Below are 11,794 nucleotides of genomic sequence, written 5' to 3' on the forward strand. Positions count from 1 at the left end.
CTCAGGCTCCTGCCACGGCGGGCGCCGCGTGACGCGCGCGCAGCGCGAACACCAAAATCACCGCAAAACACGCGCCCGGGACCACCATGGCCCAGTGGATACCGGCCATATCAGACACCGCGCCCATCAGCGCAGTGAGCAGCGCGCCGCCGATGATGGACATCACCAGCAAGGACGAGCCCAACTTGCGCGCATCGTCATGCATGCCGTCCAGGCCCAGCGCAAAAATGGTGGGGAACATCACCGACATGAACACACTGGCGGCCACCAGGGCGTACAACCCGGTCCAACCCGGCAAGGCGATGGCGATGGCGCACAGCAGCAGATTGATCGTGGCGAAGCTGGCCAGCAGCTTGGCAGGCGCCAGATAGCGCAACAGCGCGGTGCCGATGAAGCGGCCGGCCATGAACAGCACCAGCGAAATGGTGAGATAGGTGGCGGCGGTTTTTTCCGGCGTCCCCGGCACCGCGTCCTGCAGGTAGCGGATCAGGTAACTCCAGATACCGACCTGCGCGCCGACGTAGAAGAACTGCGCCACCACCGAAAACATGAAGCGTCGGTTGCGCAGCAATTGGCCGAAACGCGCACGCTTGGGCGCCTGGCCGGCCACGGCCTCCGGCGCGCCGGTGGGGAAGCGCACCAGCGCGATCAGGATCGCCCACAGCACCACCACCACGCCGATGATCAGGTACGGCGTCTGCACCGCCGCCGATTCGGTGGCAAAGAAGGCCTCGCGCGCGGCCGGCGCCATCGCTGCCAGCTCGGCCGGGGTGTGCTCCACGCCGGAGAAGATGAAGTGCTGGCCCACCAGCACGCCGGTGATCGAGCCCAGCGGGTTGAAGGCCTGCGCAAGGTTCAAACGCCGTGCCGCGCCGTCGGCCGGGCCGAGCACGGTCACCAGCGGATTGGCGGTGGTCTCAAGGAACGCCAGCCCACTGGCAATGACAAATAGCGCCAGCAGGAACAGCCAGTACGTGTGCACCTGCGCGGCCGGATAGAACAGGAACGCCCCGCATGCATACAGCAGCAAGCCGAGCACCACCGCCGCCTTGTAGCTGTAGCGGCGCATGAACATCGCCGCCGGCATCGCGAACACGAAATAACCCATGTAGAAGGCGCTCTGCACCAGCCCGGCCTGCAGGTCGGTCAGCTCGAAGGCCTTCTTGAATTGCTTGATCAGGATGTCGTTGAGGTTGTTGGCCATGCCCCATAGAAAGAACAGGCTGACGATCAACACCAGGGGAACCATGGCGGTACGCGCCAGGTTGCCGCGCGGTGACGCGGCAATGTCACTGTGATGCATGCGACCGTTCCCCTCCCAAGGCTGTGGCGCTTGCGTTGCAATCGAGCGAGCGTACTGCGCGCGCCCACGCCATGCAAATATAAAATCTTTGTTTATATTTGCACGCACAGTCTTCCGCTGACCCCTGCCCGCGTTGCCTGTACCCTGGCGCGCCGCACCTGCCCTGGAACGCAAACGGATGAGCACCGAACCCGCCAAGTACCGCGCGCCGGCCCTGGACAAGGGGCTGGACATCCTGGAGCTGCTGGCCCGCGACGCGCGGCCGATGAGCATGGGCGCGATTTCGCAAGGCGTGGGGCGCTCGCGCGGGGAGATCTTCCGCATGCTGCAGGTGCTGGAAGAACGCGGCTACCTGATGCGCGATGCCGATGGCGACTACGTGCTGACCAACCGGCTGTTCATGCTCGGCATGCAGCAACCGCAGGTGCAAAACGTCACCGAAGCCGCGTTGCCGGTGATGCGCCGACTGGCCGATACGATCTGCCAGCCCTGCCACCTGGTGGCGCCTTCGGGCGACCAGATCGTGGTGATCGCGCAGATGGACGTGCCCAGCGACCTGGGCCTGGTAGTGCGCCCCGGCCACCGCCGCCCGCTGGCCCATTCCACCTCCGGGCTGGTGCTGTTCGCCTTCCAGCAACCCGACGTGCAGGCGCGCTGGCTGGAGGCGCTGGATGCCAGCGAGGTGCCCTACGACCGCACGCAGTTCCTGAAGGACGCGCTGCAGACCCGCAACGATGGCTATGCGATGCATGCCAGCGAGGCGGTGGTGGGCGTGGTCGACCTCACCGCCCCGATCCTGCAACACGGCAGCGCCACGTACACGCTCACAGTGCCCTTCATCGAACGTCGCCCAGAACTGGTGAATCCGCAAGCGGCCTTGCAAGCCCTGTGCGCCGCCACCGCCGAAATCTCCGATGCCTTGATGTACCACCCGCCGCGCGCGTTGGGATAAGCGCCTGGCCGAGGACAGTGCCGCACCTCGATCGGAGACGTCGATGGCGAGCCTGCGGGTTGGACAGCTGCGATCGCACCCGTCTGCACGTATCGCTGAGAGCCACGCGCGCTGCCGAGCGTCGCCCCGACACGCATGCGATAGCCAAGGCTATAAAGATCAGACCGACCTTCGCGTGCAGGCAAAACGCTCGAAAGCCGCGTTTGCGTTGTTACACTGCGCGCCCCTTGGGGAGTAGCCTGCTTTCGTTATCGAAAGCGCCTGCATCAACATACTCGGCCAGTGCGCCGTGGTGCAGGCAACCTTGCGTGGTTCGGCGAGACCAGCGGCATGCGCGTACGACGATGGTTGGCGCGGGCGTATGCCGTTGTGAGCGTGCCCAACCCGAGTGTGTCGATGTCTCCGTATTCGATTGTGTTGATCGGTTTTGCCATGTCCACCGACGCGTTTGCCGCGGCGATCGGCAAGGGCGCAGCCATGCGCAAGCCGCAGTGGCGCGATGCGCTGCGGGCCGGCGTGATCTTTGGCTGCATCGAAGCGATCACCCCGGTGATCGGCTGGTTGCTGGGCCGTGCGGCCTCCAGCCACCTGCAGTCCTTCGATCACTGGATTGCCTTCGGCCTGCTGAGCGTGCTGGGTATGCACATGATCGTCGCCGGCCTGCGCACCGATCCCGATCCAGCCGACGAGCAGGACGCCACTCCGAAGAAAAACGGCCTGCTGGCCCTGGCCGCCACCGGATTTGCCACCAGCATCGACGCGATGGCGGTGGGCGTGAGCCTGGCGTTCCTGGATGTGCATATCGGCGCGGTCGCGGTGGTGGTGGGCCTGTGCACCTTCAGCATGGTCACCGCCGGCATCATGCTGGGTCGTGCGGTTGGCGCGCTGATCGGCAAACGCGCCGAAATCCTCGGCGGCCTGATCCTGGTGATCGTCGGCAGCGTGATCCTCTACCAACACCTGAGCGGCGCCGCGTAAGCGCACAACGGGTCGCATAGGAGCGGACATGGCCGCCTAACAGCGTTATGTCTTCCGACCGATCATCGGAACACATGCAAGAAGCCCATGCGCTCCTTGAGCCTCGAGCTTGTATCGTAGATCGGCTCTGCATCTACGATGGAGGGCGTCGCGCTCCGCGCACACAAGGCATCATGGGAGTTTTCATCGCTGCCGCGTGCAGTACCGCCTGTCGCGCTGATGGCACAGATGCATCCGTCAACGTGTCTTGGCATCGTGATAGGCGCTCAGGAATGCGCGCAGCGACGCCGGTTTGACCGGCTTGGTCAGCAATCGGTACCCACGTTCGCGTGCCAGCTGCTTGAGCTCGTCGCGGCCGTCGGCGGTGAGCAGCGCGCCGGCGATCGGCGACGGTGCGGCGGCCTGCAGCGCATCCAGCGTGTCCAGGCCATCCAGGCGGTCGTGCAGGTGGTAATCCACCAGCATCAGATCCGGTTGCCGGCGCGCGCAGTCCAGCGCCTGGTCGACGGTACTGGCAGTGATCACCTCCACCTGCCAGCGGCCCAGCAGCGCGCGCATGCCGTCGAGAATCTCGCGGTCGTTGTCCACGCACAGCACCCGCAGGCCGGCCAGCGAGTCGTCGCTGGACAGGGCACGCGCGGCCGGTGCCGGCAGCAGCGGCGCCACCGGTACCGGCGCAACGCGCGGCAACAGGATCGAGAACATGCTGCCGCGGCCCACCTGGCTGCGTGCGCTCAGGTCGTGGTCGAGCAGGCGCGAGATGCGCTGGCAGATCGACAGGCCCAATCCCAGCCCCTGCTCGCCCCAGTCGAACGGCTGCTGGTAGCGGCGGAATTCTTCGAAGATCTGCCGCATGTGGTGCTCGGGGATGCCCGGGCCGGTGTCCCACACCTGCAGTTCCACATGGGTACCACGCCCGCGCATGCCCAGCACGATGCGGCCCTGGCGCGTGTAGCGCAGCGCATTGGCCAGGAAGTTCTGCATCACCCGGCGCAGCAGGCGGCGGTCGCTGCGTACCCAGATCGGGCGGCTATGCACCTGCAACCGCAGACCGCGGCTGGCCGCCACCGGCGCGTACTGCGCGGCCAGCTCGTGCATCAGCGCGCTGGCGTCCAAATCCTCCACTGTCGGCCGCAGCCCGCCGGCATCCAGCCGCGAGACGTCGAGCAGGCCGTCGAGCAATTCCTCGGCTGCACGCAGCGAGGCATCCACGCGCTCGGCCAGATGGCGCTGTTCTTCGTTGTTCTGATGGCTCTCGCGCAAGGCCGAGGCGAACAGGCGCGCGGCGTTGAGCGGCTGCAACACGTCGTGGCTGATGGCGGCCAGAAACCGCGTCTTGGATTGCTGCGCAAGCTCGGCCTCGCGCGAGCGGTCGGCCACGCGCTGTTCCAGGTTTTCGTTGGCATCCAGCAGCGCACGCTCGGCACGCTTGTAGTCGGTGATGTCGTTGTAGCTGGTGACGTAGCCGCCACCGGGCAGCGCCTGGCCGCGCATTTCGATCACCTTGCCGTCGCTGCGGGTGCGCTCGAACACATGCGGCGAGCCGGCGCGCATGTGGCGGATACGGCGGTCGATCTGGTCTTCGATATCGCCCTCGCCCAGCTCGCCGCGCTCGGCGTTGTAGCGGATCAGGTCGGCCACCGGGCGGCCCACATACAGCATGCCGTCCGGGTAACCGAACAGCTGCTGGTAGCGCCGATTCCACGCGGTCAGGCGCATTTCCGGGTCGACCACGCTGACCGCGGCGCTGATGTTTTCCAGCGTGGTCGAGAGAATCTCGCGGTTGAAGCGCAGTTCCTGGCCGGCTTCGTCCAGCACCGCCACCACTTCGCCCAGCTCCATGCCCGACCCGCGCAACAGGCTGGTCAGCACCAACCGCGCCGAGGCCGCGCCGATGGACGCTGCCAGCAGGCGCTCGGTGAACTGCACCCAGGCGCGGTCGGCCACTGCCATCGGTTGCAGCTCGCGCTCCAGCAATTGCGCCTGCTCCACGAACGCGCGACGCGCATGCCGCTCGCCCACCACGCGCTCGGCCAGCGCCTGCAGGTCGCCAACCCGTACGTGCCCGGGCCACTCGCCGGCCACTGCCGGACGCTGCGCATACGGGTCCAGGAAGGGTGCGGCACGCAGCCGCTCGTCCACGCCCGGGCGCCAGCGCGCCGACACCAGCATCATCGCGCCGACATTGATCAGCAGCGACCAGAACGTGCCGTGCGCCAGCGGGTCCCAGCCACGCATCCCGAACAGCTGCTGCGGCTGCAGCCACGCAATGCCGAAGGGGCCATCCACCAGCCACTGCGGTTGCAGCCAGCCGGCACGCGTGGCCGCCGGCAGCAACAAGGTATAGATCCAGGTCATGAAGCCCAGCACCATGCCGGTTTCCACGCCCTTGCGGCTGGCTCCACGCCAATACAGCCCGCCGATCACGCCCGGCGCGAACTGCGCCACCGCCGCGAACGCCATCAGGCCATACGCGGCCAGGGTGGTGTCGTTGGCCACGCTGCGGTGGTAGCCATAGGCGACCAGGGCCAGCAGCAGGATGGCCACGCGGCGGATCCACAGCACCCGCGACGCCACGGCTGCGCGCGCGTTCGCGCTGACGCGGCGGCGCAGCAGCACCGGCATCACCAGATCGTTGCTGACCATGGTGGCCAGGGCGATGCTGGCGACGATCACCATGCCGGTGGCTGCGGAAAAGCCGCCCACGTAGGCCACCAGCGCCAGCACTGTGTTGCCCTGGCTCAGCGGCAGCGCCAGCACCATCGCATCGTCGACCACCGCACTGCCCTTGCCGAACAAGGCGATGCCGGCCGAGGCGATCGGCACCACCATCGCCGAAATGATCACCAGGTATGCACCGAACAACCAGCGCGCCCGGCGGATGTCGCCCACGTCGCTGCATTCCACCACCGCCACATGGAACTGGCGCGGCAGGCAGATCACCGCCAGAAAGCTCAGCAGCGTCTGCGAGATGAAGCCGACCGACGGGGTATGTTCGAACAGGGTGCGCGCCGAATCGGCGATATGCAGCTGGTGGTCGCTCAACCACAGCCACGCAAACAGGCCCACCGCCACGATGGCCACCAGCTTGATCACCGACTCCAGCGCGATCGCCAGCATCATGCCGTGGTGATGTTCGGTGGCATCGACCTGGCGGGTGCCGAACAAGGTGGCGAACAAGGCCATCAGCAGCGCCACGTACAGCGCCGGATCGGCAAAAATGCCGCGCCCGGCACTGCTATGCCCGGTCAACACCTCCAGGCTCATCGCCACCGCTTTGTACTGCAGGGCCAGATACGGAACGATGCCGACCAGCGCGATCACCGCCACCAGCGCCGCCAGCCGGCGCGAGCGGCCGTAGCGCGAGGAGATGAAATCGGCGATGGACACGGTGTTTTCGGCGCGCGCGATCAGCGCCAGGCGCTCGATGATGCGCCAGCCGAACAGCAGCAACAGCAGCGGCCCCAGGTAGATCGGCAGATAACCGATGCCGTTGCGCACCGCCGAGCCCACCGCGCCGTAGAACGTCCACGACGAGCAGTACACCGCCAGTGCCAGGCTATAGACCGCCGGCCGCAGCCACGGCCGCTCCGGATACATCGGCCGGCGATCGCCCCACCACGCCACCCCGAACAGCAGCGCGGCATAGCCCACGGAGACCAGCAGCAGGATCCAGCTCGAGACCAAGGGGCGTTCCTAGGAGGCGCGATGCGAGCCTGGGAGTTTACGCAGTGGGATTGGGGATTGGGGATTGGGGATCTTGCCGGAGTGTGTGATGGAGGGTGAGGCTCTTCGGCAGCTTCTGGCGGTGGACATGAGGCCGAAGGTCAAACGCCCCCCATCCGCCCTTCGGGCACCTTCCCCCGCACGCGGGAGAAGGGACCGCGGTTGCGGTGTGTGTGCCACATGCGCCTGTTGCATCGTCGGCGGCGCAGCCGATGTTCGCCCTCCCCTCTCCCGCCTGCGGGAGAGGGTGCCCGAAGGGCGGGTGAGGGCCGCGGACCGCTCAGCCCGGCAGGCGCACCTGCACCCGATACACCTGGCCGGCGGTCACCGCGTGCACGCGCTGGTCGGCGCAGACCACGCCATCCACCAGCACCTCCATCGCCACGCGTCCGGGCTCGCGCTGCAGCTGCACCTCGAACTGCGCGCCGCGGAACTGGCGCGTCACCTGCGCCTGCGGCCAGTGCGACGGCAGCTGCGGGCGGATCGCCAGCGCATCGCCCTCGCCGACCAGGCCGAACAGGCCCTCCAGCACGCAGCGATAGACCCAGGCCACCGTGCCGGTATTGAACAGCTGGCTCGAGCGCCCGGCGGTGCGCGGGTATTGATGCCAGGCGCCACGGTAGTAGTTGGGCAGCGACACCGGCAGATGGCCGCGCTGCAGGACATCCTCGCGGGTCGGGCCGGGCAGCAGCGCGCGCAGAATCTCCCAGGCGCGGTCGGATTCGCCGATCTGGTACAGGCTGTACAGATAGAACGCCGCCGCATGGTTGTACACCGCGCCGTTCTCCGCCGCGCCCGGCCACTTCTGGGTCAGGCGGCCCACGTCGTCGCGCATGTGCGTATAGGCCGGCGCCAGCATCACCGGGCCGTACGGCGTGTGCAACTGCTCGCGCACCGCCTCCAGCAGCGCTGCGCGTTGCTGCGCATCGGCAGTGCCGGCCAGCAACGCGAAGCTCTGCGGGTTGAGGTAGATGCGGCCCTCCACGTCATCGGCGATACCGAACCGCACGCCGTCGTCGGTGATGCCGCGCGCATACCAGTTGCCGTCCCACAGCTCGCGGTTGGCATCGGCGTTGACGGTGCCGACCGCTTCGCCGAAGGTCTGTGCCTGCGCGCTGCGGCCATGCGCAGCGCAAATGTCCGACCACAGCCGCAACGCATAGGCAGTGGCCACGGTCAGCCAGCCGGACACGCCCTTGCCGCGCCAGCCCACCATGTTCATCGGGTCGTTCCAGTCGCCTTGCGCGATGAAACTCAGGCCGCGCGCGTCGCGTGCATCCAGCAGCCACTGCATCGCCGCATCCAGCCGCTCGGCCACACGCAGACGCTGCCCGTCATGGGTCTGCACGATCGCATCCAGGATGCTGGCATCGCCGGTTTCGGCCAGGTACGCGCTCAGGAACATCGGTAACCACACGCAGTGGTCGGTATGCGGCACCTGGTTGATGTATTTCAGCTCGGCACCTTCCACCAGCAGGATGCCGTCCGGCATCGCGCCGCTGGGCTCCTGCTGCGACAAGGCATGCAGCAGCGCCGCTCGCGCGGTGGCCGGCTGCAGATAGGCCATGCCCATGTGGTCCTGCAGATAATTGCGGGTCTGCGGATCGGTGGTCAGGCGGTTGACGTCGCCGTGGTAGAACACCTGCCGCGGCAACCAGTGGTTGACCAGGTTGTCCAGCGCCGCATCCGGCGTGGCGATCTGGATGCAGCCGCGCCCGCCCTGCATGTACTGCGCGTAATCGCGCGCAGCGGCGGCAAAGCCGTCCTGGGACAGATAGCGCGCGCGCAGCGCGGCGATCTCCGCATCGTCCTTGGCCGGCCCGAACGCGAAGCGGTACACGCTGGCTGCCTCCGGCTCCAGCTGCAGGCGATATTGCAGCGCAGCCGCAGGCGTTTCGTAATGCGCCTCGTGGTTGCCCAGCTGCTCGGCCTGGATCGCCGACGGCGCATGCAACCCGCCCTCGCCTTCGAAGGCCAGCTGCTGCGCCTCCCAGGCCACCGGTGGCTGTTCGTGCAGCAGGAAGGTGCAGTCCTTGAAATCGCGCTGGCGAAAGTAGTCGTCGATCTTCTGGTACGGCGCCACGCTGCGGCAGACGACGCCGCCCAGCGCCGGCTCGTAGCCGCCGGCCTGGTGCATCCACGACATGTAGCCGACCGGGAAGTACGCATACAGGCTCAAGCGCCGCGCGCGCCCGGAGACGTTATGCACGCGGCATTCCCACAACTCCACCGCATCGTCGGTGGGCAGGGCCACGCACAGTTCCACCACGATGCCGTCATGGCGCACGCGCCACCGCACATCGTGCTTGCCGGCGGAGAATTCGAACGCCTGCGGCTGCGCGCGCACCGGTTCGTGCGGCACCGAATACAGCGCCCCGCTGTCTTCGTCCTTGAGATAGAAGAAACGCCCGGGATGGTGCGCGTAATACGGCTGCTCCGGCATCATGAAGTTGCGCGCTTCCAGCATCGGTGCATGCGCATACTTCGATGGCTCCGGCTGCATGAACTGGCCGGTGGCGTAGCCGCGGCAGGTGAGCTGCAGCATCATGCGGCGGTTCCACAGGAACCCGCCGGCATTGGGCATGGCGGTGGGGCTGTAGAGCGCGTAGCGCGCGCCGTCGGCGCTGGGTGCCAGCAAGGTGGACAGATCGTCGGAAGCAGCAAGAGGCATTGCAGACACGGTCAGAGGTGCTCCTGTTCGTCGCGCTTGCGCGCGGCCAGTTCATGCTGGATGCGACGCAGCAACGCCTCGTCCAGCGGATAAAAACGCATGGTCCATGCCGCCAGCAGGGCGATGACACCGGGAATCACCGTCAGCAGCAGCACGATGCCGGTCAACGACCCGCTGGACTGCGCACTGTTGGCGACATAGCCCATGCCGGCCAGCACCCAGGCGATGCCGGCCGAGGCGAGCGCGCCACCCAGCTTTTGCGAAAATGTCGCCGCCGCGAATGTCATCGCGGTCGCACGCCGGCCGGTGCGCCACTCGGTGTAGTCGGCGCTGTCGGCATACATCGAAAACGCCAGCGGCGACTTCGGCCCCAGTGCCAGCCCGATCAAGATGTTCAACACGAAGATGGCCCACACCGCATCGGCAGGCACGAAGAACATCGCACAGCTCAGCAGGCCAACAATGGCCATCAGCCCGCACATCAGCTGGCGCTTGTCCCAGTGCCGTGTCAGCAGCGGCGTGATTGCTGCGCCAACACCCAGCGCCACCGAATAGCAGCCCAGGAACAAGCCGACCAGATCCGGCCGTTGCACGTAATACTTGAGGTAGTACACCCCCGCACCGCCGCGCATGGTGATGGTGATCATGATGATCAGCGACAGCACGAACAGCACGCACCACGGCTTGTTCTGCAGCAGATCGGCGATGTCGCGGCGCACCGGCGTGCGCTGTTGCGGCGGCGGCTGCACGCGCTCGCGCGTGGTCAGGGCCACGCTGACAAACAGCGCCACCGCAATGGCGCCATACAGCATCATCGTGCGCTGCCATCCCAGCGCATCGTTGCCGTCGCCGAACCAGCGCACCAGATCCATCGTGAAGTAATTGACCAGCGTGGTCCCTGCAAACGCGCCGATGAAACGCAGGCTGATCAGACCGGTGCGCTGCTTGCTGTCGGCGGTGATCACGCCCGAGAGCGCCGAATAGGGAATGCTCACCACGGTGTAGGCCAGCATCATCACCAGGAAGCTGAGCGTGGCCCACCACATGCGCCCGTGTTGATCCAGGTCCGGGGTGGTGTAGGCCACCACTCCCGTCACCGCCATCGGCACCGCACCCCACAGCAGATACGGGCGGAATTTGCCCCAGCGGCTGCGCGTGCGGTCGGCGATCGCCCCCATCGCCGGGTCGGCGATCGCATCGGCGATCTTGGTCAGCAGGATCATCGTGCCCACGGCCGCGGCCGGCAGATGCATGGTGTCGGTATAGAAGATCAGCAGGAACGCGGAGATGTTGGCCCAATACAGATTCAGGCCCAGATCGCCGGCGCCGTAGCCCAGCTTTTCGCGCCAGCGCAGGCGTGCCGAGGCAGGAGACGGTGCGGGTGTTGACGTCATCGGGTGACCTTCGGATGCGTTGTACCCGGCCGGTCGCGCCGTTACGCTGGGCGCCCGCTCACCTGGCAAGGAGCGCCGACGCTACACCACGCATCGGCTGCCGCCAACGTGAAATCCGCTCAAATGCCGAATCGATCCGGAGATATAACCTGACGTGATGGACACCGCCGTCCCCACCACGCCCGCGTCCGCTTCGCCCCTGGCCATCGTGGTGATGGGCGTGTCGGGCAGCGGCAAGACCACCATCGCGCAGGCACTGGCCGCACACTACGGCTTCCGTTTCCTGGATGCCGACGACTATCACAGCGTAGCCGCGCGCGCGCAGATGGCCGCCGGCCAGCCGCTCACCGACGCCATGCGGGTGCCGTGGGTGGAACTGCTGGCCGCCACCCTGCGCGCGTGCGTGCAGGCCGGCGAATCGGTGGTGCTGGCGTTCTCCGGATTGCGCCACACCCATCGCCAATTGCTGCGCAGCAGCGGCGTGCCGATGCGCTTCGTGTTCCTGCATGCCGCGCCGCACGTCATCGCTGCACGCCTGGGGGCGCGTGCCGGCCACTTCATGCCCCCGAGCCTGCTCGACAGCCAGCTGCAGACGCTGGAACTGCCGCTGGACGAAGCAGACGTGGTGTCGGTGGACGTGGATGCCAGCGTGCCCGAGGTGGTGCACGATGCGATCGCGCAACTGGCGCTGATCGACACGGCAGCAGCCAACGCCGGCACACCCTCGTTGCCTAGCGCGCCCTAGCGGCGCCGCCATGGCAGCGCAATCG

General features: G+C 67.0%; 7 protein-coding genes and 1 riboswitch. Of the genes, 3 read left to right on the forward strand and 4 right to left on the reverse strand.

Annotation, left to right across the window (positions count from 1 at the left end; all coding sequences use genetic code 11):
* Position 1: 1 nt before the first annotated feature.
* A complete protein-coding gene (fucP, locus tag HG421_RS18030; protein ID WP_169707549.1) occupies positions 2-1,303 on the reverse strand; it encodes an L-fucose:H+ symporter permease in 1,302 nt (433 codons plus the stop codon).
* A 178-nt stretch (positions 1,304-1,481) separates the two neighbouring features.
* Here fucP and HG421_RS18035 point away from each other — a divergent pair, with 178 nt between their 5' ends.
* On the forward strand, positions 1,482-2,255 hold the full coding sequence (locus HG421_RS18035) for an IclR family transcriptional regulator (protein ID WP_169707550.1): 774 nt from the start codon (positions 1,482-1,484) through the stop codon (positions 2,253-2,255).
* Positions 2,256-2,478: 223 nt separating this feature from the next.
* Positions 2,479-2,645, forward strand: a riboswitch (yybP-ykoY riboswitch).
* A 6-nt stretch (positions 2,646-2,651) separates the two neighbouring features.
* Positions 2,652-3,233, forward strand: coding sequence for a manganese efflux pump MntP family protein (locus tag HG421_RS18040; protein WP_169707551.1), 582 nt, complete (start codon positions 2,652-2,654; stop codon positions 3,231-3,233).
* 237 nt (positions 3,234-3,470) lie between these two features.
* On the opposite strand, the gene HG421_RS18045 is transcribed toward HG421_RS18040, so the two are convergent.
* From HG421_RS18045 to HG421_RS18055, 3 genes are all read right to left on the reverse strand, one after another.
* Positions 3,471-6,920, reverse strand: a complete 3,450-nt coding sequence (locus tag HG421_RS18045) for a hybrid sensor histidine kinase/response regulator (protein WP_169707552.1) — start codon at positions 6,918-6,920, stop codon at positions 3,471-3,473.
* A 319-nt stretch (positions 6,921-7,239) separates the two neighbouring features.
* Positions 7,240-9,639 (reverse strand): GH36-type glycosyl hydrolase domain-containing protein, encoded by a 2,400-nt coding sequence (locus HG421_RS18050; RefSeq protein WP_211161745.1) that lies wholly within the window; start codon positions 9,637-9,639, stop codon positions 7,240-7,242.
* A gap of 2 nt (positions 9,640-9,641) precedes the next feature.
* Entirely contained in the window at positions 9,642-11,024 is a 1,383-nt protein-coding gene (locus HG421_RS18055) for an MFS transporter (RefSeq protein WP_169707553.1), read from the reverse strand.
* Between the two features lie 157 nt (positions 11,025-11,181).
* Between HG421_RS18055 and HG421_RS18060 the strand changes: the two genes are divergently transcribed.
* On the forward strand, positions 11,182-11,769 hold the full coding sequence (locus HG421_RS18060) for a gluconokinase (protein ID WP_169707554.1): 588 nt from the start codon (positions 11,182-11,184) through the stop codon (positions 11,767-11,769).
* Positions 11,770-11,794 lie beyond the last annotated feature (25 nt).

It is taken from the genome of Xanthomonas campestris pv. badrii (genome assembly GCF_012848175.1).
GTDB classification, from domain to species: Bacteria; Pseudomonadota; Gammaproteobacteria; order Xanthomonadales; family Xanthomonadaceae; genus Xanthomonas; species Xanthomonas campestris_C.

Bases quoted from the DNA above. Each gene is read 5' to 3' on its own strand.
- HG421_RS18055 (WP_169707553.1), bottom strand. From the start codon at position 11,024: ATGACGTCAACACCCGCACCGTCTCCTGCCTCGGCACGCCTGCGCTGG.
- HG421_RS18060 (WP_169707554.1), top strand. From the start codon at position 11,182: ATGGACACCGCCGTCCCCACCACGCCCGCGTCCGCTTCGCCCCTGGCC.
- fucP (WP_169707549.1), bottom strand. From the start codon at position 1,303: ATGCATCACAGTGACATTGCCGCGTCACCGCGCGGCAACCTGGCGCGT.
- HG421_RS18035 (WP_169707550.1), top strand. From the start codon at position 1,482: ATGAGCACCGAACCCGCCAAGTACCGCGCGCCGGCCCTGGACAAGGGG.
- HG421_RS18040 (WP_169707551.1), top strand. From the start codon at position 2,652: ATGTCTCCGTATTCGATTGTGTTGATCGGTTTTGCCATGTCCACCGAC.